The sequence below is a fragment of the Pseudonocardia sp. TRM90224 genome (assembly GCF_021245725.1).
Classification (GTDB): Bacteria; Actinomycetota; Actinomycetes; order Mycobacteriales; family Pseudonocardiaceae; genus Pseudonocardia.
In genome coordinates, this window is the sequence record NZ_JAJGSX010000022.1 from 102373 (window position 1) to 127503 (window position 25131).

Annotated in this window: 19 protein-coding genes and 2 tRNA genes; 14 read left to right on the plus strand and 7 right to left on the minus strand. The window is 72.2% G+C overall.

Annotated features, from left to right (window positions below):
• Positions 1 to 5: 5 nt before the first annotated feature.
• The gene (locus LL648_RS26960; protein ID WP_232665535.1) at positions 6 to 866 is read right to left on the minus strand and encodes an alpha/beta fold hydrolase; all 861 of its coding nucleotides are present in this window, start codon (positions 864 to 866) and stop codon (positions 6 to 8) included.
• A 64-nt stretch (positions 867 to 930) separates the two neighbouring features.
• Between LL648_RS26960 and LL648_RS26965 the strand changes: the two genes are divergently transcribed.
• The 3 genes from LL648_RS26965 (at position 931) to LL648_RS26975 (ending at position 3494) form a co-directional block, all read left to right on the plus strand.
• Positions 931 to 1002: transfer RNA gene (locus LL648_RS26965), tRNA-OTHER, on the plus strand.
• Positions 1003 to 1039: 37 nt separating this feature from the next.
• Positions 1040 to 1111: transfer RNA gene (locus tag LL648_RS26970), tRNA-Arg, on the plus strand.
• A 25-nt stretch (positions 1112 to 1136) separates the two neighbouring features.
• On the plus strand, positions 1137 to 3494 hold the full coding sequence (locus LL648_RS26975) for a hypothetical protein (RefSeq protein ID WP_232665536.1): 2358 nt from the start codon (positions 1137 to 1139) through the stop codon (positions 3492 to 3494).
• Here the strand turns inward: LL648_RS26975 and LL648_RS26980 are convergent, their stop codons facing one another.
• Entirely contained in the window at positions 3495 to 4397 is a 903-nt protein-coding gene (locus LL648_RS26980; RefSeq protein WP_232665537.1) for a GntR family transcriptional regulator, read from the minus strand. It lies immediately after the preceding gene.
• Positions 4398 to 4574: 177 nt separating this feature from the next.
• On the opposite strand from LL648_RS26980, the gene LL648_RS26985 reads away from it, so the two are divergent.
• A complete protein-coding gene (locus LL648_RS26985) occupies positions 4575 to 5405 on the plus strand; it encodes an AfsR/SARP family transcriptional regulator (protein ID WP_232665538.1) in 831 nt (276 codons plus the stop codon).
• Here the strand turns inward: LL648_RS26985 and LL648_RS45400 are convergent.
• Complete coding sequence (locus LL648_RS45400; RefSeq protein WP_232665539.1) at positions 5338 to 6000, minus strand: TetR/AcrR family transcriptional regulator; 663 nt, start codon at positions 5998 to 6000, stop codon at positions 5338 to 5340. The genes LL648_RS26985 and LL648_RS45400 overlap by 68 nt on opposite strands.
• 81 nt (positions 6001 to 6081) lie before the next feature.
• On the opposite strand from LL648_RS45400, the gene LL648_RS26995 reads away from it, so the two are divergent.
• Together LL648_RS26995 and LL648_RS27000 are read left to right on the plus strand one after the other, a co-directional pair.
• The gene (locus tag LL648_RS26995) at positions 6082 to 7053 is read left to right on the plus strand and encodes an ArsR/SmtB family transcription factor (RefSeq protein ID WP_232665540.1); all 972 of its coding nucleotides are present in this window, start codon (positions 6082 to 6084) and stop codon (positions 7051 to 7053) included.
• A 111-nt stretch (positions 7054 to 7164) separates the two neighbouring features.
• Complete coding sequence (locus LL648_RS27000; protein ID WP_232665541.1) at positions 7165 to 8436, plus strand: serine hydrolase domain-containing protein; 1272 nt, start codon at positions 7165 to 7167, stop codon at positions 8434 to 8436.
• On the opposite strand, the gene LL648_RS27005 is transcribed toward LL648_RS27000, so the two are convergent.
• Positions 8423 to 11560 carry a BTAD domain-containing putative transcriptional regulator gene (locus LL648_RS27005; RefSeq protein ID WP_232665542.1) on the minus strand — a complete coding sequence of 1046 codons (3138 nt, stop codon included), beginning with the start codon at positions 11558 to 11560 and terminating at the stop codon, positions 8423 to 8425. The genes LL648_RS27000 and LL648_RS27005 overlap by 14 nt on opposite strands.
• Before the next feature lie 348 nt (positions 11561 to 11908).
• On the opposite strand from LL648_RS27005, the gene LL648_RS27010 reads away from it, so the two are divergent.
• A complete protein-coding gene (locus LL648_RS27010) occupies positions 11909 to 13552 on the plus strand; it encodes a hypothetical protein (RefSeq protein ID WP_232665543.1) in 1644 nt (547 codons plus the stop codon).
• Between the two features lie 9 nt (positions 13553 to 13561).
• Here the strand turns inward: LL648_RS27010 and LL648_RS27015 are convergent, their stop codons facing one another.
• Complete coding sequence (locus LL648_RS27015) at positions 13562 to 14215, minus strand: response regulator transcription factor (RefSeq protein ID WP_232665544.1); 654 nt, start codon at positions 14213 to 14215, stop codon at positions 13562 to 13564.
• Positions 14203 to 15450: a sensor histidine kinase gene (locus tag LL648_RS27020; protein WP_232665545.1), complete on the minus strand. Its 1248-nt coding sequence runs from the start codon at positions 15448 to 15450 to the stop codon at positions 14203 to 14205. The genes LL648_RS27015 and LL648_RS27020 overlap by 13 nt, the downstream gene beginning before the upstream one ends.
• A gap of 167 nt (positions 15451 to 15617) precedes the next feature.
• On the opposite strand from LL648_RS27020, the gene LL648_RS27025 reads away from it, so the two are divergent.
• The 5 genes from LL648_RS27025 to LL648_RS27045 all read left to right on the plus strand — a co-directional run bounded on the left by LL648_RS27025 (position 15618) and on the right by LL648_RS27045 (position 23061).
• Positions 15618 to 16310 carry a hypothetical protein gene (locus tag LL648_RS27025; protein ID WP_232665546.1) on the plus strand — a complete coding sequence of 231 codons (693 nt, stop codon included), beginning with the start codon at positions 15618 to 15620 and terminating at the stop codon, positions 16308 to 16310.
• Positions 16311 to 16356: 46 nt separating this feature from the next.
• On the plus strand, positions 16357 to 17334 hold the full coding sequence (sigJ, locus tag LL648_RS27030; RefSeq protein ID WP_232665547.1) for an RNA polymerase sigma factor SigJ: 978 nt from the start codon (positions 16357 to 16359) through the stop codon (positions 17332 to 17334).
• A gap of 86 nt (positions 17335 to 17420) precedes the next feature.
• A complete protein-coding gene (locus LL648_RS27035; RefSeq protein ID WP_232665548.1) occupies positions 17421 to 18593 on the plus strand; it encodes an NAD(P)/FAD-dependent oxidoreductase in 1173 nt (390 codons plus the stop codon).
• Between the two features lie 83 nt (positions 18594 to 18676).
• Positions 18677 to 21298: an ATP-binding protein gene (locus LL648_RS27040; protein ID WP_232665549.1), complete on the plus strand. Its 2622-nt coding sequence runs from the start codon at positions 18677 to 18679 to the stop codon at positions 21296 to 21298.
• Between the two features lie 131 nt (positions 21299 to 21429).
• Positions 21430 to 23061, plus strand: a complete 1632-nt coding sequence (locus tag LL648_RS27045; RefSeq protein WP_232665550.1) for an ABC-F family ATP-binding cassette domain-containing protein — start codon at positions 21430 to 21432, stop codon at positions 23059 to 23061.
• Here LL648_RS27045 and LL648_RS27050 read toward each other — a convergent pair.
• Positions 23045 to 23569, minus strand: coding sequence for a helix-turn-helix domain-containing protein (locus LL648_RS27050; protein WP_232665551.1), 525 nt, complete (start codon positions 23567 to 23569; stop codon positions 23045 to 23047). The two genes, LL648_RS27045 and LL648_RS27050, sit on opposite strands and share 17 nt — an antisense overlap.
• Positions 23570 to 23635: 66 nt before the next feature.
• Here LL648_RS27050 and LL648_RS27055 point away from each other — a divergent pair, with 66 nt between their 5' ends.
• Both LL648_RS27055 and LL648_RS27060 read left to right on the plus strand, forming a co-directional pair.
• On the plus strand, positions 23636 to 24007 hold the full coding sequence (locus LL648_RS27055) for a hypothetical protein (RefSeq protein WP_232665552.1): 372 nt from the start codon (positions 23636 to 23638) through the stop codon (positions 24005 to 24007).
• Entirely contained in the window at positions 24004 to 25113 is a 1110-nt protein-coding gene (locus LL648_RS27060; protein WP_232665553.1) for a hypothetical protein, read from the plus strand. Before LL648_RS27055 ends, LL648_RS27060 begins: the two co-directional genes overlap by 4 nt.
• The last annotated feature ends 18 nt before the right edge of the window (positions 25114 to 25131 follow it).

Below are 25131 nucleotides of genomic sequence, written 5' to 3' on the forward strand. Positions count from 1 at the left end.
GGGGATCACACAACCATCAGCAGCTCGCTGAGGATCGGCTCGGTGTGGGTCCACAACACTGCGCCGCCGATGCCGGGGACGAGCCGGCGGGTCGCCGTGGGGATCCGGGAGGCGAGGGTCGCGCCGTGGTCGGGGGAGTGGCTGGTGTCCTCCTCCCCGTACCAGAGCTGGACGGGCACCCGGATCGCCGCGAGGTCGAACGGCCAACGCCCCATCGCGAGCACCGTGTCGCGGGCGTATCCGGCCGGGCCCTGGCGAAACGCGTCGTCCATCGCGGCCCGGTAGGCGGCGTGGAAGTCGGGGCTCGTGTACACCCCGAGGTCCGACGCCGGGCTCGCGTCGTGCACGAGCTTCAACATGGCGTCGGCGTCGAGACCGGCGAAGCCGGCCTCGGCCGCATCGGGGTCGGTGGCCACCATGTCCACGAGCGACCGCAGGTGCGGTGGAAGCGCCTCGGCGAAGGCCGGGAGGGCGACCTCGTCCGCGCCGGAGACGATCGCCACCGGGCCGGTGATCCCCGCCGCCGCGCAGGCCAGCACGAACGGTGCGCCCTGCGAGCTGCCGATGACGGGCGGCCTGCCGAGCCCTCGTCGCTGCATGAGCTGGCGGACGTCGTCGGCGAAATCGGCGAAGGTTCGGCCGGGCAGCGGCGTCGAAGCACCGAGACCCGGACGGTCGACCGCAACGATCCGCACGCCGACCCGCTCGGGGACACCCGCGCCGACGCCGAGCAGGCGGCTGGTCGCGGCACCCGGCACCAGCAGGACCGGGATCCCGTCCTCGGGGCCCCACTCGGCCCACCCCATCAGCCTGCCGTCGGGGAGCTCGGTCTCGCCGAGCCGCTGCGGCGTGGTCACGTACTCCATCCATCCGATCTTGCTCGAAACCGGCTGCGCCCTACCACTTCCGCTGGGTAACCTCGGGACACTCCATGGAGAAGATCATCTGGTAGATCACCCGGCTATTACCGGGAAGGTGCGGGTTCGAGTCCCGCCTCCATGTCAACGACGCCGCCGGTGCGAAGGCCGTGGTGTCACCACCTGGTGTAGCTCAGCGGTAGAGCACCCGGCTCCGGACCGGGAGGGCGCGAGTTCGATCCTCGCCGCCAGGTCTATCTCGGAGACTGGAGACGAGCCGTGCCTGACGAGGGAGTCCACGCCGCAGCGCCCGAGTACGCGATGGGTCAGCTCACCCGCGCCATCACCCGCGCGGTCGAGTCCGGCACCGCCGAGGATCGCGAGCGGGCGCTGGCCAAGGTGCGGCGCTGGCAGGACGTGCTCTCCGGGATGGAGTCCGGCCGGCTCGCGGTAGGTTCGCGCACGCCCGTTGCCGGCACCCCGGCATGGGTGACGCTCGAGGTGGCGCACGGTGGGTTCGCCACCGGCCGCTACCTGGCCGAGAGTCCGCTGACCGACGCGGAGCGGCATCGTCTGGACACCCTGCCGCCGAGGATCCCGGGCGAGACCGACCGCGAGCGGCTCAACCTCTGGTACCTGGGCGACGACGGCCAGTCCGAGCTGCTCGCCGCGCTGCGCAGCGGCCACTACCGCGTCGAGGTACCGGAAGAGGCCGCCATCGCCGTTGCTGTGCTGTTGGTGGAGCAGGGATTCGCCGAGCACGCGCTCGACCTCGTGGCCGAGCTTCGCCCGCTGATGCACCGGCTGCGGTTCACCCCACGGTTCGAGCCGGTCGCGTTGCCGTCCGGCACCTCGGTCCGGCTGGTCTCGGTCGGCGAGGTGAGCGACGCGCTGCGTGCGGTGCGAACACCACCGCAGATCGCGCAGATGAACGACACCCTGCAGGTGTGGGGCCCGCTGTACGACCGCCTCGTCGAGCTGTGGTGCGCAACCGTCGAGGGTGAGCTGCCAAGTCTCGACGCGACGGGTGCCGTCACCGGTGGCTGGCCGTGCCGACGATGGCCGCAGGACTGGGCCGGTGATCGCGCGCGGTGGCTCACCGACTACGCCGACGCGGCTCGGCTGCACCCGGTCGCCGGCCGGTACGCGCACCCGAAGAGCAACTTCACGCGGATGCGCGTGGCGCTGGAGTGGTGCCCGGAGGGCAGCGGGGCGCTCTCGGCGCGCGACGTCGGCTGGGTGCGGCGGGCCCTCGCGAACACCGTGTCCCGCCGCGGCGCACCGGGGTCGGAGCGTCGGGTCGCGTTGCGCGAGACGCAGGCCGCGGTCGCGTCGATCCCGACGCGTGCCGGCCTGGCCGGCGTGGTCGTGGGCCGGCTGGCGGGGTTCCGGGCCGACGGCGGGATCCCGGCGCTCGCCGCGATCACCGCTGCCGTCTCGGCCGACGAGCCGGCGGCGAGCGCCGTCCCGGCCGGCACGGCGATTCCCGACAACCTGGTGCGCAAGGCCGTCCGCGCGCTGGAGGCGCCCGTCGACGAGCTCGTCGCGCACGGCGTGATCACCTCGAACGAGGTGCTGGCCACCGTGCTGCCACAGATCACGTCGAGGCTGCTCAGCGCGGCCATCCCGGACCCGGTGGTGGCCGGGCTCCACGAGCAGCTCTACACCGCGTTCCGTCGTCGTCGCGGGCTGCTGCTGCTCGATCTCGCGCAGCAGGTGCGGTTCGAGGAGCTGCCGTGGGTCGCCGCGCTCGTGCCGTTCGTGGCGGCCCGGTCCGACGTGGCCACGGCTGCGTACCGGGCGTTGCAGCAGAGCACGATGCTCGCGCTCACGTCGTTCCCGCAGGAACTGGTGCCCAACCCGCTGGTCACCGAGTTCCGCGCAATGGCGACGCAGGCGGGCCTCCAGCTGCCGCTGGTCGAGGAGATCGCCGCCGACATCTTCATGGGCACCTTCACCGACAAGTGGCGCCTGGCGGCCGGTGTTGCGAGTGCCGCGCTCGAGGGCACCCTCTACGCCCGCTACTACGACCTGCCCGAGCAGGCGAGCTGGACGTCGCCGGCGCGACCCGCGCGCAAGTGGGGCAAGGTCGTCGCACGGGACTTCGCCGAGGTGTGCGCGGAGCGGGCCCAGGAGGCCGGGCGCGGCGGTGGTCGGGTGGCGGGCAACGGGACGCTGCTGGAGCAGAGCCAGATCCTGACCACGCACAACCTTGCCGTCCTCGTGGCCGGGCTCGATCTCACCGAGCCGCTTCGGGAGCGCGCCCCGGAGCTGGCGTGGACCACGTTCCGCTGGGTCGTGCACCGCCTCGCCCAGTCGGCCCCGCACCGCCACGCCGCGCTGATCCAGGTCAAGAACGCCGCGTACGCCTGGCGTCAGGCGATCTTCCTGCTCGGCCTGTGCGGGCAGGAGGAGCAGGAGCGCCAGGCGCACCTGTTGGCCGCGGAGGCGACTGCGGCCGGGATCGGCAAGCGCTTCCGGCCTGCGACCGACGGCCTGGCGCACGTCGTCGGCGGTGGGCGGTTCGGCTCGCACGGCAAGGCCTGGGGTCGGGACGGCAGGCGGTTCCTCGGGTGGTCCGCGGGTCGGCACTGGTTCCTGGAGGACGCGATCGCGGGGTCGGCCAGCCGGACCTGATCACATCCCGCCCCGGCCCGCTGCCGCCTCGATCCCGTCGAGGTGGCGCCGGATGCCCAGCTCGAAGAGCGCGTCGAGGTCGATGAGCGGGTTGACGGTGACGCGGGAGAGGTGCGGGAAGTGCCCGATGCTGAGGTGCTGGCGGATCTCCTGCTCGCTGAGCGCCCACCACTCGGCGGTGGAGAGTCCGCTGGCGCGGATCGCGGCCTGCTCGACGGCCATCACGCTAGCCAGCCCTTGGACGAGCGCGGGCAGCGCGATGACCTCGCGGATGCGATCGGCGGGGTCGATGTCGAGCTCGGAGAGCGCTGCGAGCGTCCACTCCGAGTGCGTCAGGCCGGCGAGGTCGACCAGCGGCCTGGTGACGGTGTGCACCTGCAGCAGCCACGGGTGGTCGACGTACATGTTCCACTGCAGCCGGCTCACGGCGGTGAGCCGCGCGCGCCAACCCTGTGGTGGCGGGTCGGGCAGCGGGTAGTCGCGCGTGACGAACTGGATCATGTAGTAGATCAGCTCGTCCTTGCCGGCGACGTGCCGGTAGAGCGACATCGGACCGACGCCGAGCAACTCCGCCAACCGGCGCATCGAGAGCTCGTCCGCGCCCTCCGCATCGGCGATCCGCACCGCCGCGGCGACGATCCGATCGCGGCTCAGCAGCGCACCGGGCGAGCCGACGGACCGACGTGTCGGCGTGCCGCGGACGATCGTGCCGGAGCCCGTCCGGGACTCGACGAGACCATCGTCGCGCAGCTCGCGCAGCACCCTCGAAGCGGTCGCGAGCGCGACGTCCCACGTCCTCATGATCTGCCGGGCGGACGGCACCTGATCGCCGGGGCGCAGCTCGCCCGAGGTGATCCGGTGGCCGATCTCGTCGGCGATGCGCCGGTACGGAGGAGTCGACATAACAGAAACGTACTAGAACACTATAGGAAAGCTATAGACGGTTGACCGGACGTTTCCGCTGGATCTGCCCGGTTCTCTTGCTCTCGGCGGCACATGTCGACACGATGGGGTGATGTCGGGGAGACAACGTACGCAGGCTTTCGCCGCCGTGTGGCGCGGCGAACGGGGGTGCGCACCGTGACTGCGCTGCTCGGGTTGGTCCCCGAGCCGGTGGCGGTACCGGAGGACGACTTCGTCCGGGTCACCGCACTGGGCACCTTGACGGTCCGGCACGCCGGTGAAGTGGTCCGGATCCCGGCGCAGTCGCGGTGGCTGCTGGGGCTGCTGGCGCTCCGTGCGAACAGCGTCGTCGCGCTCGACGAGATCGTTGCCGTGATCTGGCCCGCCGACCCGCCGCGGGCCTACCGCGAGCGGCTGCACACCTACGTCGCACGGCTGCGCCGTCCACTGGGGAGCGGCGCCGTCAACGTCCAGTGGTGTGGCAACGGGTACGAGCTGGCGGCAGGTGCGGACTCGCTCGACGTCCTGGAGTTCGCCGCGTACGCAGCGACCGGTGACGCGAAGCTGGCAGTGGGCAACCGCATGGACGCCGCCCATTGGTACGGCCGCGCGCTCGATCTCTGGAAGGGCCAGCTGCTGGGTGGTACGGACGGCCGCCTGGACAACCATCCGGAGGCGGTGCAGCTCAGCCGCCACCGCGTCACGACCTGCCTCCGCTTCGCCGACCTCGCAGCGCGGTGCGGGCTGCAGCAGCGGGCCGTCGACGCGTTGTCCGCCGTGTGCCACGCGGAACCGCTGGACGAGGCCGTGCACGGACGGCTCATGTCGGCGCTCGCCGACGTCGGACGCAGGGCCGACGCGCTCACCGTCTTCCACGGCCTGCGCGCCCGGCTGGTGGACGAGCTCGGCGTCGAGCCCGGTGCCGAGGTGACCCAGGTGTTCAGGGAGCTGCTGGACGGGCGCCCTCCCCGGGGTCGTGCGTGGGTGCGCGGGACTCCTTTCCAGTAGCGGAGCCCTGCACCTGGAAGGTGCGGCCGATGACCAGCTGCAGGAACCTGGCCTCCTTCCTCGAGTCGAAGCCGTCGTCGGCGCAGTGCAGGTAGAGCCCGTCGATCATGCCGAGCACCCACCGCGCGACCCGGAGCGGTGAGATGGAGCGGTCCATCCGGTCCGCCTGCTGAAGCCGGCGGGCGAGGCCGGCGAGCAGGTCGAGCACCGCGGCGTCGTACCGGCCGAGGATCACCGCGATCTCGGAGTCGGCCGGGATCCGCTCCAGCATCGCCACCGTCAACCCGGCGGCCTTCGGGTCGCCGAGGTCCCCGATCAGCACGTCGACCGCCGCCCAGAACGCGGTGAGTGGCTCGGTCTCGTCGATCGTGGCCAGTCGCTCGGTCACCTTCCGGCAGTCCTCCTCGACGACGCCGCGGAAGATCGCGCCCTTGTCGGCGAAGTAGTGGAAGAGGCTTCCCGAGCTGACCTGTGTCGCGCGCCTGAGATCGGCCACGGTGGTCTTCGCGTACCCCTTCGCCGCGAAGGCCTCCGCGGCGCCGTCGAGGATGCGCTTGCGGCTCTCGGCGTGCCTGACGGGGTCGACGGTGCGCACAACGATCTCCCCTCAGGCCTCGCATCCCGATGGGCCGACATTAGTGGAATGTGTGTTCTACTTTTGCCCGGGGGGTGTGGGATGGATCTTCTGCAGAGCAGGATCCGGCTCGATCCAGGCGCGGCGGTCAGGGTGACGTTCGATCCGTACACGAGCGTGCTCGCGCTCGCGTGCGCCGCCGCGCGCGACCGGTTGCAGGGTGCCGACAGCGAGCTCTCGAAGGTCGCCGCGCGCTTCTCGGAGCGCGGGTTGCGCGCAGTCGCCCGGCTGGTCACGCCGGGTGCGTCCGTCGGTCCGGACTGCTTGAGCCCGGCCGAGCTCGGTAGGGACACCGACGTCGCGAGCGAGCTGGGCCGGTTGCGCGGTCTGACCGCCGGGGAGCTGCACACCGACTTCCAGCTGACGTACGGATCGTCGATGCCGGCGCAGTGGGAGCGGGTCGCGGCAGCGCCGAAGACGTGGGTGCGGGACTTCGCCGACGCGCTGGAGAGCCTCTGGGCGGTGGTGGAACCGGTCTGGCGCCGTGAGGCCGCGCTGCGTTCGCGCGAGGCCGACCGGGTCGGCTCCGCAGCCGTCCGCCGCGCGCTGGACATCGTGCTCGCGCAGGCGCACCCGCGTGGACGCACCGAGAACGGCATCCTGCACTTCCCCGACCCGGAGGGGGTCGATCTCGACGCCACCGGGAAGGTCGCGGTACTGGCACCCGTCCTGAGCAGGCTGGACGTCTCGATCAGCAATCTGGAACGACCGGACCTCATCTGGCTGGCCTACCCGGTCGTCGTCAAGGGTCGCGAGACGTCCCACGAGGCCGACCCGGCGGCGCTGGACGCGCTGCTCACCCCGGTCAGGGCCCGGCTGCTGCGTGGGCTCGAGGGCGAGCAGCCCATGTCGACGATCGCCACGCGGCTGTCGCTCGGCGCGAGCGCGACCACTCACCACGTCGATGCGCTCATGGCTGCCGGGCTGGTGACCCGCCGGCGGGACGGGCGGAGCATGCTCGTGTCCCGCGGCGCGCGCGGCAACGAGCTGATCGACCTCTACGAACGGGCCTGATCGGGGTTCGGAACAGGCTCGTGTGCGGTGCATGCCAGCGTGCTGTGCGCGGGATGCCAGCGGCCGGCCGGACGCTCTGATCGTCAGATCGAGCAAGCCCGGAGGACCGACATGCACCGAAGAGATCCATCCACCGCCCGGTGGTCCCGGCGACGGCGGATCGGGCCCGCGCTGGTCGTCGGGCTGGTCGCCGCGGCGGCCGTCGTGGTCGGCTGGCCGGCGGCTGCGGCGGCGCGAACACCTGCCGGCACCGGCCCCGAGCCGGCGCGCGGCCAACTGACGGAGCTCGCCCGCAAAGTGGTGGCCGCGGGCGCACCGGGCGTCATCGTGCGCGTGGACGACGGCAGCGGGCGTCCGATCGAGATCGTCGAGCAGGCGCCGTGGGCGGCGCGGCACCAGCGACTACGGCCCGACGACGAGTTCCGCATGGGCTCCAACACGAAGGCCATGGTCGCGACGGTCGCGCTGCAGCTGACTGCCGAGAACAAGCTGAGTCTCTCCGATCCGGTCGAGAAGTGGTTGCCGGGCCAGGTCCCGAACGGCGGCGCGATCATGCTGAAGATGCTGCTCAACCACACCAGCGGCCTGTTCGACTACACGCAGGACGCCGCCCTGCGGCCGTCGATCCTCGGCACCGAACGACGGACCTGGAGGTCGAGCGAGCTGCTCGCGATCGGCGCCGCCGGCGCGCCGCTGTTCCCGCCCGGCACGGGTTGGGCCTACAGCAACACCGACTACGCCGCGATCGGCGCGGTGCTCGAACGCGCGACGGGAACGAGCCTCGCCGAGCTCCTCCGCGACCGGATCGTCCGGCCGCTCGACCTGCGGCACACCTACCTCGCGACGGACGGCGAATGGCGCGGGCGGCATGCGCACGGGTACGAGCCGGACTCGGCCCACATGCCGGAGGGCGTGCCGGTCGAGTTCCGGACCGTCGCCGGAGAGCCCCTCGATGGGCACGTGGACGTTTCCGCCAACGACCCGACGTGGGGCGGCGCCGCCGGCGCGGTGGTGTCGACCACACACGACTGGGGGCGCTTCTTCCAGGCGTTGATGTCTGGGCAGCTGCTGCCTCCGGCCCAGCTGAAAGAGATGCTCACCGCCGTCCCGCAGGATCCGGCCGACCCCGGCGGGCCCGGCGCCGGGCTGGGCATCATGACGAGCACCACGCCTTGCGGCACGATCTGGGCGCACGACGGTGGGATCACCGGGTACCTGAGCACCAACCTCACCGACCGCACCGGCACCCGCACGGCGTCGGTGCTCATCCCGAGCGAGCTCGTCTCGGAGTTCGTGGTCGACCCGAAGGTCGCCGAGGCGGGCAAGGCGCTGAGTAGCGCGGTGGTCTGCTCCATGCTGGGCGCGCAGGTCAGCCCCCGATGATCACCGCAGCGACCAGGTCCTTCGCCTCGGCCCACGAAAGCGCTGCCCCGGCGGCATGCGCTGCCATGAAGTCGTCTTCGTCCAGCGCAAGCGTGGTCTGCTCGGCGATCCGTCGGGCGTCGAGGTCCGCGCCGTCGCCGGCGCCGCGCAGCGTGGCTGCGGCGCCGAGCAGCTGTACCGCCGCGATGGGCCGACCGCGGCTCAACTCGATCCAGGCCGTCGTGACGGCGATCTCGGCTGCGATCGGGGTGTCCCAGGTCAGCATCAGCCGCACGGCGACATGGTTGAGGCGGCGCGCCGCGTCGTCCGGCCGCTCCTCGGCTGCGTCCACCTGCGCGAGCAGGCACAGCAGGAGGGCGGCGAGGTGGGGCGGGGTCTTCTCGCTGAGGCCCTCTTCGGCGTGGTCGCGCGTCTGCTCCAAGCGTCCGGCCCGCCACTCCAGCTGGGCGAGGCCGAAATGCACGGGGGCGACGACCTCGGCCGGAGCGGATGCAAACTCGTCGAGCAGGTCGTGGAGCCGACGACGCCCACCGTCCAGGTCGCCGGTCGCGGCGCGGTTCACCGCGGCGCCCACCTCGTTCTCGATCGAGTACTCCGCCATGCCCAGCTCATGGAAGCACCGCGTGGCCCGCTCGTGCATCTCGGGCAGGCCGTGCAGCTCTCCGGAGAGCCTCAGGATCGGTTCGAGGGAGCTGAGCGCAGTCGCCGTGCCCCATCGCTCGCCGAGCCGCTCGAAGCCGTTCAACGCCTCGGTGAGGAGGATCCTGGCCTCGTCGACCTTCCCGGTGATCCTGGCCAGCTGGCCGCGGATGAGCAGCCCGGCTGCGCGGCTCCATGCATCGGGTCGCTCACGCGGATCGTCGGGGAACGGCTGCTGCATGGCGTCCGGTGCGGCGATCATGGCCGCCAGCCTGACCTCTTCGAGCAACGGGTGGAGAGCGCCGTCGATGCCGTTGATCGCCTGCACGACATCGCTGAGGTCGGCTGCGAACTGGTCGGGCCGGCTGTGGGGGCCGGTGTTGAGGCCGCGCGCCGCGACGACGACTGCGCGGGCGGTGGGATCGGCGGGTCCTCGTAGCGCGAGTGTTCGGTCGAGCAGATCGAGCGTCTCGGGTGGATTGCCTTGCAGCGACCAGTACCAGCTCAGCGCGGCTCCGAACCTGGCCGCCGCGTCGGCGTCCGCCTGGGCGATCGTCCAGCGGAATGCGGTCAGCAGATTGTCGCGCTCGGCCTCGAGCCGGGCCAGCCATCGCAGCTGGTCGCGGGTGCGCAGGTGCGGGTCGGCGGTCTTGGCCAATTCGAGGAAGAACGCGGCGTGCCGTGCCCTGACGTCATCGGTCTCGGCGCGAGCAGCGAGCTGCTCCAGGCCGTACTCCCGGATGGTCTCGAGCATCCGGTATCGCGGGTCGTCCGTGCCGTCGGTCTCGGCGGTTTGCAGCAGCGATTTGTCGACGAGCGCGGCCAGCAGTTCGGGAGCGTCGAGACCGCCGATGGCTTGCGCGGCGTCCTCCCCGAAGCTGCCGGGCACCACCGAGAGCCGCTCCAGGAGCAACCGCTCGTCGTCGGCAAGCAGGTCCCAGCTCCACGCCACCACGGCATGCAGGGTCCGGTGCCGGGGCAGCGCGGTGCGGCTGCCGCCGGTGAGCAGCCGGAACCGGTCGTCCAGCCGTGCTGCCACTATCTCGATGGGCAGGGTCCGCAAGCGGGCCGCGGCCAGCTCGATCGGCAGTGGCAGGCCGTCGAGCCGCTGGCAGATCTCGGTTGCGGCGGTCGACGTGTCGCTGTCGAGCGTGAAGTCGGGACGCACCGCGGTGGCGCGCTCGGCGAACAACCGGATCGCCGAGGGGGGATCGAGCGGCGGCACCGGGTGCAGGTGCTCGCCCCCGATCCGGAGCGGCTCCCGGCTGGTCGTCAGCACCCGCAGCCGTGGGCAGCGGCCGAGCAGCTTCTCGACCATCGCTGCCGCGGCATCGATCACGTGCTCGCAGTTGTCGAGCACCAACACGACGTCGTCGTCGCTGAGCAGGTCGACCAGCCGATCCAGCGTGTCGACCGCTGGTGGCAACGCGGGCCGGCCGGCTTCCCGTGCTCGCAGGACGTCGAGCACCGTGCTGTGTACGTCCGGGGCATCGACCGGGGCAAGCGCGACGAACCACACCCCGCCAGGCGCCGTGAGCCGGCTGCCGATGGTGGTGGCGAGCCGCGTCTTGCCCGCCCCACCCGGTCCGACCAGCGTGACCAGCCGCGCTCTGCCGAGCAGCTCGACCACCTGGCGGACGTCGTCGTCGCGGCCGACGAAGCTGGTCAACGAGGCGTCCAGGTTGCCACGAGCCGCGGGCCGCGGGCCGCCGCCCGCCTCACCGCGCAGCACCGCGAGGTGGGCCGACTGCAACACCGGGCCGGGATCGCTGCCGAACGCCTCGACCAGTCGGTCCCGCAGCTGCTGGTAGGCGGCCAGCGCCTCCGTACCCCGACCGGCTGCGGCGAGCGCCCTCATCAGCTGGGCGTGCAACCGCTCGTGCAACGGGTGATCAGCGGCCAGCAGCTCGATCTCCTCGACGAGATCGGGATCGACCTGGGGAAACCCGAGCACGAGGTCGGCCTCGATGCGGTCCTCCAGCGCTGCCAGCCGGGCCCGTTCCAGCCGCTCGATCTCCGCGTCGATGAACGGGGCCTCGCGGACGTCGGCAAGTGCAGGCCCGCGCCAGAGCGCGAGCGCCTCGCGCAGGGTCGCCGCAGCCTCGGCGGTGCTGCCGCGTGCGAGCAGTTGCCGTCCCGACCGGGCCAACGCTTCGAACCGGGCGGTATCCACGTCGGCGGCCAGCCGGTATCCGGCCGGGTCCGAGGTCAGCAGTGCTGGATCACCGAGGATCCGCCGCAACCGCGAGACCAGCGACTGGAGGGCGTTCGCCTCGTCAGCCGGTGGCGCCGCCTCCTCCCACAGCGCCCCGACCAGCACCTCCGGCCGCACGGCACGACCGGCGTCGAGCGCGAGCCTGGCGAGCAGTGCCCGCAGGCGGGCTCCGCTCACCGCAACCGGACCTGCGCCGGTGTCCAGCACCAGCGTCCCGAGCAGGCCGACCCGGACTCGAAGGGGCGGCTCCGCGCCCACGTCGGCTTGCACCCGATCGAGATTAGTACGAGCGGCGCGCCGCCGTCTGGTAACGCCGTGTAGCTAAATCATCCGAATCACGTCAGAACTGACCGATCGATGAGGAAGAAGGAAGTGTCGTGCCTTACGCTCTGTGTGTCCGTCGAGTGAGCGGTGCTCCCCAGCGCACCTCGACCGGCATGCCAGCGGGCCCGATGACGGGCTCGTTCAGGGGGCTTTCCTTTCCACGAGGACTGGCAGATGACGACGTCTTCCGTAAGGGTCAACGGAACCGGTTCGCAGGAGCTCGGGCGGCCGCCCACACGGCATCGGGCGGTGCGGCCGCCAAGCAGGTTCTGGCCTGCGGCGATCGCCGTAGTGGTGCCGACCGCACTGGTCGGGGCGCACGGCTGGCTGTACGGCCGGTGGATCGTCGACGATGCGGCGATCACGTTCGCGTACGCGAGGTCGATCGCGGCCGGGGCGGGGCCGGTGCTGCAGGTGGGCGCGCCCCCGGTGGAGGGGTACTCGAACCCGGCGTGGATGGCGCTGCACGTGTTGGGCAGCTGGTTGGGGCTGTTCGACCGCGGCACGTGGTTCGGGGTGCCGGACTACGTGGCGTTCCCGAAGGCGCTGGCGTTGGTGCTGGTGGCGGTGATGTTCGCCGGGTTCTACCGGGTGGCGCGTGCGGTGGTGGCGCGGCCTGCGCTGGTGACGGTGATCGCCGGGGTGTTGGTGGCGGCGACGCCGTCGTTCGTGATCTGGGTGCTGTCCGGGCTCGAGAACTCGCTGCTGGTCGCCGTGGCGGTATGGCTGGTCGCGCTCATGGTGCCCGCTATTGCTTCCGATCAAATTGCCGATCGTTATTCCGGTGCCACAGAAGATGGCCTGCTCGGGACGCGATTGGCGGTGTGGTGCGGGTTGCTCGCTGCGGTAGCGGCACTGACCCGTCCGGACGGTGTGATCTACGCGGGGGCATTCCCGTTGGTGGCGATCGTGCTGATGCGGCGCGGGCAGATTGGCCGTACTGCGGCTGCAGTTGCGATCTCGTGCGTGGCGTTCGTGGTGCCGTTCGGTGCGTACCTGGTGTGGCGGGTGGCGACGTTCGGGGAGTGGTTGCCGAACACCGCGATCGCGAAGGGGCAGCAGGCGCCGACCTGGGAGGCGTTCGCGCAGCCGGTCGAGCTGGGCACGTACGCGGGGTGGCCGGTGATCGGCGCCGCCGCGGTGGTCGTCGTGGCGGCGTTCGTGCTGGGCGGGCCGTTGCGGCGGCCGATGGTCGCGGTGCTCGTGCCGTTCGTGCTGGCGGTGGCGGCGTTCACGATCCTCCAGGCCGACTGGATGGTGCAGCTGCGGTTCGCCACGCCGGTGTGGGCGCTGGGTGCGTTGCTGACGGTCTTGTCGGCCGCGCAGCTGGCGGCGGCGTTCTGGTCGGGCCGACGGCTGCTGACCGCCGCCGGTGTGGTGGTGCTCGGCGCCGCGGCCGTGTCGTCGGCGCCGGCGATGTGGGAGGCGTCGGTCGAGTTCACCGACGATCCGACGATCGGCGTGTGCGTGGTCACCGAGCACTCGGGACGGATGGTGAACAGCTACGCGGCCGCGCTCGGACTGCCGAACGCGGCAGCTCCGAACCCGTCGGTGCTGGCTCCCGACCTGGGCGGCTCGGCGATGGCGAGCAAGCTGCGGCTCGTCGACCTGGCGGGGCTCGCCGACGCGCAGATCGCGAGGTTCTGGGCGAGCGAGAACTACCCGGCGTTCGCCGACCACATCTACGACGTCGTCAAGCCGACCTTCATCAAGGCGCACGAGTTCTGGTTCTCCGAGCCCGGCCTCGACGAGGACCCGCGGCTGGAGCGCGACTACGTCGAGATCGCATCGCACGGGTCGTTCACCGACTACGTCCGCCGTGACGCGATCACCGACCAGGCCAAGCTCGACGCGCTGAAGGTGCTCGCGGAGACCCAGCTGGTCCCGGCCGTGGAGCAGGTGTGGTCGCTGGACTCCTGCGGCGACCGGCTCGAGTGACCGCGACGTTCAGCCGCCGGTCCGCCCGCTCCCGAGGTACGCGAGCACGGCCAGCACCCGCCGGTGGCCGCTGTCGTGCTGGCCGAGGCCGAGTTTCGCGAAGATGTTGCCGATGTGCTTGTGGACGGCGTTGTCGCTGACGACCAGCCGCGAGCGGATCGTCGAGTTGTCGTGCCCCTCCGCCATCAACGCGAGCACCTCCCGCTCGCGCGGCGTGAGCGAGCCGACGAGGTCGTCGCGCCTGCTGAGCAGCTGCGCGACCACCTCGGGGTCCATCACGGTGGCTCCCGCCGCGACCCGTTCGAGCGCGTCGACGAACTCACCGACCCGGCTCACGCGGTCCTTGAGCAGGTAGCCGACCCCGCCGCGGCCGTCGGAGAGCAGCTCGCGCGCGTAGTCCTGCTCGACGTACTGGGAGAGCACGAGCACCGGCAGTTCGGGACGGTTCCGGCGGGCCTGCAACGCGGCCTTGATGCCCTCGTCCCGGAACGTCGGAGGCAACCGGACGTCCACGATCGCGGCGTCCGGCCGGTGCTCCTCGACGGCGGCGAGGAACGTCGGCGCGTCGCCGACGCACGCGGCGACCTCGATGCCCCTGGTGTCGAGGATCAGCTCCAGACCTGCCGAGAGCAGGACGTTGTCCTCGACGATCACGACCTGCACGGCAGCTCCACGGAGATCACCGTCGGGCCGCCGGCGGGGCTCGAGACGTCGGTGGTGCCGTCCAACGCGGCCACCCTGCCCCGCAGCCCGACGAGGCCGGTGCCCTTCGACTCGTCGACGCCGCCCATGCCGTCGTCGGTGACCGTGATCGCGAGCGACGCGTCGCGCTTGCCGAGCCGGACCAGGACGTTCGTCGCGCCGCTGTGCTTGGTCGCGTTCGTGACCGCCTCCGACACCACGAAGTAGGCGGCGGCCTCCACCGCAGCCGGGAGCCGCCCGAGGTCGTCGGTCTCGAGCCGGACCGGCACCCCCGCGCGGGTCGTGAGCGCCGTGAGGGCTCCGAGCAGGCCGCGGTCGGCGAGGATCGGCGGGTAGATCGTGCGGATCACGGCACGCAGCTCCGTCATCGCCTCCTCCGTCCCCTCGTGCGCCTGCTTCAGCAGCATCGCGGCCGTCTCCGGATCGGCGGTGAGCGACTCCCTCGCCACCCCGAGCCGCATCGCGATCGCGACGAGCCGGGCCTGCGTGCCGTCGTGCAGATCGCGCTCGATCCGGCGCAGCTCGGCGCCGTGCGCGTCGACGGCGTCGGCCCGCGAGCGGGTGAGCACGTCGACCCGGCGGGCCATCTCGTCCTCCGGCGACGGCGCGAGCACGGCGAGGCAGGTGCGCGCGTGCCACCGGGACAGTCGAGGCAACGCCCACCAGCCGAGCGCGCCGACGAGGAGCACCTGCACCGGCGCGAGCAGCGCGGCCGCCCAGCTCGTCACCGGGACGACCAGCAGCAGCCGCAGCGGCTCCGCCTCGGGGAACACCCACCACAGCGGGGTGGCGATGCAGGTGAAGAGGACGTCCCCGACGACGTAGAGAGCCAAGAGCCCGGTCGGCAACCCGGTGCCGATGGCGACGAAGATCCAGCGCAGGTCGCGGCGCACACCCCGGTCGCGGAGGTAGCGGCGCCACCGCGGGCCCTCACCGGTGACGGGGAGCGGGCGCGGTTCGAACGGCACGTCGAGCAGCCGGCTCCCGCGGCGCCGGTGCCATTCGGCCCAGCTGCGCAGCACACCCAGCGCCGCCGGCAGCACGACGAACCCGGCGCCCGCGAATGTGATCGTCATCGTTGCCGCGAGCAGCAGCGGCGGCGCGAAGAGCGTCACCATCGCCGCAGGCAGGGTGATCAGCAGGTATCGCGCCCCGCCCAGCACGCGAGGCGCCGTTCGGAGCACCGCGTCGGTCATGGTCCGGAGTCTCCAGCAGGTCGGCCGGTCACGTCAGTACGGCCTGCCCCACCATCGGCGGTGGTGGGTGCGTGCGGAACGCGAGCATCCTGCTCGCCTCCAGGCGCAAGCGGCTGTCCGGGTACCGTTCTCCTCGTGGATGGCATCCGATCAGGTGGGCAGGAGTGATGGCGGGTTCATCGCGGCGCTCGATGATCGTGATCGCGGCAGCGGGTTTGATCGTGGGTGTGCTGGCCGTGGTGGTCGCGCTGGGGTCGGGGGTGCTCCCCGAGCGCGTCTACCGCGCGGAGACCGTGCTCGCGATCGTCCCGGCGCCGGTCCCGCCCCCGCCCAAGCCGCTGAAACCGGGCGAGCTGCCACCGACGGCCGCGGACGTGGCCGCCGAGCTGGAGGAGACGCGCGCCGGGCTCTGGGACAAGATCAGCGCGGGTACGCCGAGCACCATCGCGGCTCAGTTCTACCTGCAGGGGCGGTTCAAGGACGTCGCGGCGAAGGCCGCAGGCGTGGCGCCCACTGACCTCGCGGCGACGTCGACGCTGCTCGGCACCTCCGTGCTGATCGACGTGAAGCTCGATGCGCCGACGGCATCGGCCGCCGAGACCGGGCTCGACGCGATGGTGCAAGCGGCCAACCCGGTGGTCAAGACGATGCTGGAGCGCTACGACGTCAAGGTGCTGCAGCCCGCGGTCGACACCGCAAAGGCCGCTGGCATCCCGCAGAGCCAGCTGCTGCTGCTCATCTTCCTCGGCGGCGCCATGTTCGGGTCGGGTATCGCGCTCGTCGTCACCCGCGCGCGTTCTCGCCTGCGGACCGAGGACGAGCCGCCCCCGCCGCCTCGACGGCGGTCGCCTGCGCGCTAGCCGGGACGCCGGGACGTCGCCGCCGGCAACGCCTATCGTCGGTGCCGTGACGGCAGAGGCGGTTGCCGAGGTCTTCGAGACCCATCGGCCGCGGCTGTTCGCGGTCGCCTACCGCATGCTCGGTTCCGCCGGCGATGCGGAGGACGCCGTGCAGGACACGTACCTGCGCTGGGCGGGCGCCGAAAGCGCTGCGATCGTCACGCCCGCCGCGTGGCTCACCACGGTGCTGACCCGCATCTGCCTCAACCGGCTCACCTCGGCCCGCGCCACCAGGGAGCAGTACGTCGGCACCTGGCTCCCGGAGCCCGTCGCGACCGCTCTGCCCGGCCCTGCCGATGTCGTCGAGCAGCGTGACGCCCTCTCGTTCGGGTTGCTGGTGCTGCTGGAACGGCTCACCCCATCCGAGCGGGCGGTGTTCGTGTTGCGCGAGGCGTTCGCGCACACCCACCACGAGATCGCCGAGATGATCGGCATCAGCGAGTCGGCGTCCCAGCAGTTGCTGCGACGTGCCAAGGTCCGCCTCGAGGCCGCGCAGTCGAACACGCAGGCCCGCTTCACCGCATCGGACGCCGAGTCGCAGCGGCTGGTCGGCAGCTTCCTCGCCGCAGCCCAACGCGGCGACCACGACGAGCTGGTGCGCATGCTCTCCGCCGACGTGACGGCATGGGCGGACGGCGGCGGCACGGTCCCGGCCGCACGGCGCCCGATTCGGGGCGTCGACCACTTCGTGCGCTATGTCATGGCGACGCTGGGCAGGCTGCGGGAGATCCCCGCGCTCGATGTGCAGCTGTCGATGCTGGAGGTCAACGGCGCCCCGGCCGTCGTGGCGACCGGAGGCGGGCGCCTCATGCTCGTCGCGATCATCGAGGTCGAAGGCGGGCGGATCACCTCGATGCGCTCGGTCATGAGCCCCGAGAAGCTCGCGTTCATGGCGCGCCAGCTGGGCCACACGACGGTCGACGCGGAGACGGTCGCCACGCTGATCGCGTTGTGGCGGCAGCGCACCCCGGAGCAGGGCGCGTAAGCGCGATCACAGCGTGGGCTGTCATGGACGGTCCCACTCGCCGGTTCAGGTAGCGATCTCAACCGGAACCGAACGAGGAGCTCACCATGACCCACCGGATCGTCGTGGCCGGCGGCGGGTACGCCGGTCTCGTCACCGCAACCCGCCTCGCGTACCGGACCAGCCCCTCCGACGTCCGGATCACCGTCGTGAACGGTCGACCGCAGTTCGTCGAGCGGGTGCGGCTGCACCAGCTCATGGCCGGGCAGCGGCTGCGCGGCACGTCCATCGCGCAGCTGGTGGCAGGTACCGGCATCGACGTGGTGATCGACCACATCACCGGCATCGACGCCGAAGCCCGGCTGGTGCACCTCGCCGGCTCGCCCGACCTCCAGTACGACACGCTCGTCTACGCGCTCGGCAGCGGTATCGGGCGCACCGACGTCCCCGGCGCCGCCGAGCACGCCTACGCGCTCGCCGACCTGGCCTCCGCCGAGACCGCGGCGGCGGACATCAGGTCGATCGCGGCGGCCGGCGGCACGGTCACGATCGTCGGGGCCGGGGCCTCGGGGATCGAGGCGGTTGCGGAGCTCGCCGAGTCGCTGCCGAGCCTGCACGTACAGCTGGTCTCGGCCGACGAGCCCGGCTCATGGCTGTCGGAGCGGGGGCGCGACCACTTGCGCGCCACGTTCGACCGGCTGGGTGTCGCCGTGCACGCAGGATCGCCCGTGCGTGCCGTGTGCTCCGAGGGGACGCACCTGGGCGACGAGCTCCTGCCGTCCGATGCCGTCATCTGGGCGGCGGGTCTGCGGGTGCCGCCGACCGCGTTCGAGGCGGGCATCACCACCGACGTCGACGGCCGCATCCGCACCGACAGCACCCTGCGCTCGATCTCCCACCCGGAGATCTACGGGGTCGGCGACGCCGCGCTCGTGCACACGCCCGAGGGCCCGCCGGTGCGGATGGGATGCGGCACGGGGATGCCGATGGGCTTCAGGGTCGCCGACACCATCGCCGCCCGCATCGCCGGAAAGCCAGGCTCGCCGCACCTGCCGCGCTACTACCTGCAGAACCTCAGCCTCGGGCGCCGCGACGGTCTCATCCAGGTGCTGCACCGCGACGACAGCCCGCGCAACGCCGTCCTGACCGGCCGGCCGGCAGCGGCGTTCAAGGAGGCCGTCGTGCGGGGCACGCTCATCGCTATCCGCCACCCGCGGCTCTACGTCGCGCCGCCGCCCGCCCGCCGGAAGTGTGACGTGGCACACACAGCCCATCCCTAGGCGGGTCGACACGGTCGTCCTCCACGAGGATCACTCGACGGGATCGGTATCGGAGACGTCGTGAAAGCACGAAGAGGTCTGGCATGACCGCGGGCTCGCTCCTGCGCGCGTGGCGGCAGCGCCGCGCGATGACGCAGGAGGAGCTGGCCGCGCGGGCCGGCCTGAACGTGCGGACGGTCCGCAGGCTGGAGACGGGAGCGTCGTCGCGGAAGCCGCAGAGCACAACCGTCCGGCTGCTGATGACGGCGCTCGAGCTGGCTCCCGCCGAGCAGGCGGTGCTGCTCGACGCGATCGGCTCGGCCGGGCCGGCCGGGCCGGCCGGGCAGGATGGGCCCGCCGGGCCGGGTGGACCGGATGGGCCCGGTGGATCGGGTGGACCTGGTGGGACAGGCGGTCCGGTCGGGTGGGTGGTCCCTCGCCAGCTGCCCGCGGCGTCGCCCGCGTTCACCGGCAGGTTCGCCGAGATCGCCGAGCTGGAGCGGCTCGTCGTCGCCGACCCGGGAGCGGTGGTCGTCGCCGCGATCGACGGAATGGCCGGTATCGGCAAGACGACGCTCGCGGTTCAGGTTGCGCACCGCGTCGCCGCCCGCTGCCCCGACGGACAGATCTTCCTCGACCTGCACGGGTTCACCGACGGGATCGACCCGGTCGGTCCGGCCGCGGCGCTCGACCGCGTGCTGCGCGCGTTCGGCGTGCAGGGCCACCGCATCCCGGCCGGGGTCGAGGAGCGCGCCGCGATGTACCGCAGCCACCTCGCCGGCCGCAAGGTCCTGCTGGTGCTGGACAACGCGGTGGAGGAGGAGCAGGTCGCGCCGCTGCTGCCGGGCGGCCCCGGCTGCATAGTCGTGATCACGAGCAGGCGGCGGCTCAGCGGCCTCGACTGCGTGCGCGCCCTCTCGGTCGGTCCGATGTCGCCCGTCGACGCGGTCGAGCTGCTCACCCGCGCCGTCGGGAAGCCGCGGATGCTGGACGAGCCGCCGGAAGAGCTCGCGCAGGTCGTGGAGCTGTGCGGCCGGCTGCCGCTGGCGATCCGGGTCGCGGCGGCGCGGATGCGCTCGCACCCGACGTGGAAGGCCGAGAACCTGATCGAGCGACTCGTCGATCACCGGCACCGGCTGGCGGAGCTCGACGCGGGCGCCAAGCTGAACGTCACGGCTGCGCTGGACCTCTCCTACCAGCAGCTGGCCGAGGCCGAGCGGCGGCTCTACCGGCTGTGCGGGCTGCATCCGGGCGCGGACATGGCGATCGCCGCCGTCGCCGCGCTCGTCGACTCCTCGATAGGCAACACGGAGCGGCTGGTCGAGAGGTTGCTCGACGCGCATCTCCTCGACGAGCCCGTGGCGGGGCGCTTCAGCTTCCACGACCTCACCCGCGCACATGCCGCAGGCGTCTCGGCACGTGTCGACCCCGACGCCGAACGGGCCGCCGCGCTCGACCGGCTGGCCGACCACTACTGCGCGGCGGCGTCGGCCGCGATGGAGCTCGTGCATCCGTACGAGCGCGACCGGCGGCCGATGCCGTACGCCGAGGGGGCGTCCGACGTCGTGTTCGGGAACGAACCCGACGCGGTCGGGTGGCTCGACGCGGAGCTGCAGAACATCCTCGACCTCGCGCGCGGCGGGCGGGACGACCACGTCATCTACCTCGCCGGCGTGCTCGGGCTGCACTTGCGGGTCGGGTGCCGCTACGGGGAGGCGAACCGGCTGCTCACCTACGCGCTCGACGCCGCTCGCGCACTGGCGGACCGCTCCGCAGAGCTCGACGTGCTGGTCGAGCTCGGCACGATCCACCGGCTGATCGAGCAGCCGGGGCAGGCGACCGACCACTACCGTCGCGCGCTTGCCGTCGCGCTCGACATCGACGACCGAACCGGCGAGGTGCGCGCGCTGATCGGCTTGGGCGAGCTGCACCGCGCGAAGGACCGGTTCGCCAAGGCGGAGCACTTCTACGAGCGCGCCCGCGAGCGGGCCCGCGGGCGGACACCCGCCGGGAGCGACCTCGAAGCGTCGTGCGGGCTGGGCTGGATCAGCCTGTCCCAGGGGATCCCCGCGGTCGACCGGTTCGAGGAGGCGGTGGCGACCGCACGGGTGGTCGGGCACCGGCTCTTCGAGCTGGACGCCCTGCGCGGGCTCGGGCACGCCCACCGGCTGCGCGGTGCGCACGACGAGGCGATGCGCTGCTTCGAGGAAGCCCTGCGCATCGCGCGCATCACCAAGGCCCAGCACGGTGAGACCGGTGTGCTCGTCGGGATCGCGTGGCTGCAACGGCAGCTCGGCCGCCACGACAAGGCCGTCGAGACCTACTCGCAGGCGTTGACGCTCGCTAGGCAGTCGGAGAACCACAACTACGTCTTCGAATCGCTGCACGGCATCGGGCGGGCGCACCAGCACCTCGGCGACCCGTCCAGGGCGCTCGCCCTCCACGAGGAGGCGTTGCGGCTGGCGGCCGGGTTGGAGCAGCTCGGCGACCAGGTGCGCGCGCACGACGGGCTCGCGCATGCGCACCGGGCGTTGGGCCATGCCGAGTCGGCGCGGCACCACTGGCGGCGCGCGCTGGATCTCTTCGCCGTGCTGGGGACGGAACGCACCGGCGAGTTCGGCGCAGGCGTCGCTGCGATCCGGGCGAACCTGGCGGCTACGGAATCGCGACGCACGGAAGTGGGACGGCGGTCCGTCGGCGCGGCTGATAAAGTGCTCGGCGAGTGATCATCGGTTGAGGAGCGCAGTGATGACAGGAGACGACGACATCTCCGGGTGAGACCTGGAGCAGCCATGTCGTCGATCAGTCTCCTCCCTGCCGGGTGCCGTCCCGGGCAGGCCTCACTCAAGGGCGTTCCATGTCCGACACCTTCATCACCTGCACCGATCTGTCGTTCTCGTGGCCTGACGACACGCCGGTCTTCCAGGAACTCTCCTTCACCGTCGGCGCCGGCCGCACCGGGCTCGTCGCGCCGAACGGTGCCGGCAAGAGCACTTTGCTCAAGCTGATCGCCGGCGAGTACCGGCCGAGCGCCGGCTCGGTGTCGGTCGCGGGAGTGCTCGGGCACCTCCCGCAGAGCCTGCCGTTCCTCGGCGAGCTGACCGTGGCCGAGGTGCTCGGCATCGCGCCCGTGATCGCCGCGATCGACGCCGTCGAATCCGGCGACGCGAGCGAGGAGCACTTCGCCATCATCGGCAACGACTGGGACGTCGAAGAGCGCACTCGCGCCGAGCTCGACCGGCTCGGCCTCACCGGCCTCGAACTCGACCGCCGGCTCTCGACGCTCAGCGGGGGACAGGTCGTCTCGATCGGGCTGGCCGCGCAGCTGCTCAAGCGCCCGGACGTGCTGCTGCTCGACGAGCCCACCAACAACCTCGACCTCGACGCCCGCCGCGCGCTGTACGGCGTGCTGGAGGAATGGACCGGTTGCCTGCTGCTGGTCAGCCACGACCGGGCCCTGCTCGACCGGATGGACCGCATCGCCGAGCTCGACCGCGGCGAGCTGCGGTTCTTCGGGGGCAACTTCACGGAGTACACCGATGCCCTGCGCGCCGCACGGGCTGTCGCCGAGAAGAACGTCCGCAACGCCGAGCAGGACGTCAAGCGTGAGAAGCGCGAGATGCAGCAGGCCCGCGAGCGTGCGGCGCGCCGCGCGGGGACGGCCGCCCGCAACATCAAGAGCGCCGGGTTGCCGAAGATCGTCGCGGGCAAGCTGAAGCGGGACGCGCAGCAGTCGGCGGGCAAGGCCGACGGCGTGCATTCCGCGCGGGTCGGCGACGCCAAGGCGCGGCTGGACGAGGCGAGCCGGGCCGTGCGCGACGAGCAGTCGATCGCGCTGGAGCTTCCGGAGACGAACGTCCCCGCCGGGCGGACCGTGTTCCTCGGCGAAGGGATCGTGGTCCGCGACCTCTTCGCGGGCGACGGGGTCGACCTGGTGATCCGCGGACCCGAGCGGATCGCGCTGACCGGCGCCAACGGCACCGGGAAGTCGACGCTGCTGCGGGTCGTGAACGGGGAGCTCATCCCCGAGCGCGGCACCGTCACGAGTGCCGACGGTCGGGTCGCCTACCTGTCGCAGCGGCTGGACCTGCTGGATCTCGACAGCACCGTGCTGGAGAGCCTCACCGCCGCCGCCCCCGCGATGCCGCAGTCGCGACGCATGAACGTGCTCGCCCGGTTCCTGTTCAAGGGCCAGCGCATCCACCTGCCGATCCGGGCCCTGTCCGGTGGCGAGCGGCTGCGCGCGACGCTCGCGTGCGTCCTCTACGCGGAGCCCGCGCCGCACCTGCTGCTGCTGGACGAGCCGACGAACAACCTCGACCTGGTCAGCGTCGGCCAGCTGGAGAGCGCGCTGGCGGCGTACGAGGGTGCGTTCGTGGTCGTCAGCCACGACGAGCGGTTCCTCGCCGAGATCAAGATCGACCGGTGGCTGCGGCTGGAGCGTGGGCGGTTGCTAGCCGGCGGCCCGCCCGTCACGGATCGGGGATGACGACCGTCGAGAGGATCCGGCGTACGCGGCCAGCCCCCGGCTGGTTCTCGATGAACGGCGCCAGCGCCTCCTGCAGCTTGGCCTGCAGCTCGGCGAACTCGGCGTCGGACAGCCACAGCGCGCCCTGCCGCATGCCGACCCCGTCCGCCATCGGGTCGAGCACCTCCCGGCCGAGGTAGCGGTCGAAGTCGGCCGCGAGGCCGGCCATGAAGACCGTGAACATCGCCCGGAGGCGCTCCCGGTCGACGCCTTCGTTGTCGGCGTCGCCCGCTGCGGTGTTGAGCGTGTAGGTGCGCTCGACCGTGCCCCGCACCCGCCGCTCGTCGGTGACGAGCAGCACACCGGCCTGCACGAGAGTCGCGACGTGCCGGTAGAGCGTTGTCGTCGGAACGTCCGGCAGCAGCTCGGCGAGCTGCCCGGTGGTCTGCGGGCGGCCGACGAGCGCCTGCACGATCCGCCACCGGACCGGGTGGTGCAGCAGATCCACGAGCGAGGGGGTGGGTGCCATCTCGACGACTGTTTCCATTTCTGGTAATAATGCAGGTGTCGGGATCACTTTAGGACAGGGGACGTGATGGCGAAGGTGCACGTAGGAGAGCTGGCCGTGACGGTGGAGCTGGCGCCGTGGGAGCGGCCGTTCGCCGGTGGCCGGGAGCGGATCGAGGTGCCGCGCGGCGGGCTGCGGTCCGTCGAGGTGGTCGAGCGGCCGACCCGGTGGTCGGCGACGCCGGGCGGGCGCTCCGGGCTCGTCGTCACCGGTGTGCTGAAGGTCGGACGGTGGGGTCTCGGGACCGGCACCCGCCGGTTCGTCAGCGTGCGGCGGTGGGTGCCGGCGGTGCGGCTGGTGCTCGACGACGTCACCGCGGGCGCACTCGGGTACGACGAGTTGCTGGTCAGCACCCCTGAAGCGGAGCGTGTGGCCGCGGCCGTCCCGAGCGGTCGATGACCGTCGTCGCGCAGCCGGTCCGGCGCAAGGCCGGACCCAGGGTGGTGGTGCTGGCGGTGGGGGTCGTCCTCGGCCTGCTGCTGGGGTACCTCGCGGTGGTCGGGGTGCTGCGTTCGCGCGAGCTGGTGTTGCCCGCCCCGACCGGTACGCACGCTGTCGGGCGGACCATCACGACCGTCGGCGCCGAGCCGCGCAGGGCGGTGTGGATCTGGTACCCCGCTGAGCCGGCGGCCGCCGCGGCGGCCCCGGTGGCGGTGTACGTGCCGGACGGCTGGTTCGGCACATTGCCCCCACCGGTCGGGCTCGGCTGGCTGGTGCAGGACGTGGGTGCGGTCCGTGCGAGGGCGGCGCTGAACCCCGCGCCTGCTGCCGGCCGGTTCCCGGCGGTGGTGCTCGCGCCCGGGTACGAGTCGGCGCCGTGGATGTACACGACCATCGCGGAGGAGCTGGCCAGCCGGGGGCACGTCGTCGCGATGGTGGTGCCGGAGAGCACGCCGGCGCGGGTCGTCGACGGTCGGCGTCTGACGAGCACGTCGTCGGCGGCGCCCGAGCCCGCGCGGTTCGACGCCATGATGGAGGCCGGCGCCGCGGATGTGCTGGCGGTGCTCGACGAGCTGGCCGGGAACGCCGACACCAGCCGCGTGGTCTTCGCCGGGCACTCGCTCGGCGGCGGAGCGGCCGTGCTGGCGTGCGCGCGCGAGCCGCGGTGCGTCGGATCGATCAACGTGGACGGCCCGCAGCCCGACCTGCCTGCCGGAGCGACGGCGAAGCCGGAGCTCCTGCTCGGGTCCGAGCGCAGCTGCGCGGTGCGCAGCCCGTGCGCGGCCGACGACCTGCCGCCGGGGTACGCCGACTGGTACGCGGCCCGTCGCGAGCACACACCGGCGAGCGCGGTCGCGACGATCGCCGGTGCCGGCCACAACGCCTTCGGCGACGCGGCGGCCTACTTCGTCGCGCCACCGCTGACCGGGGCCATGGGTACCGGCACGATCACCGCGGAGCGGATGGACGCCGTCCAGCGCGCGGTGCTGCCGTCGACGGTCGACCAGCTGCTGCGCGGCACCGCCGTCGAGCTGCCCCACCTCCCCGAACTGACCGCAAGCTGACCGAACTTCCCCACCGTT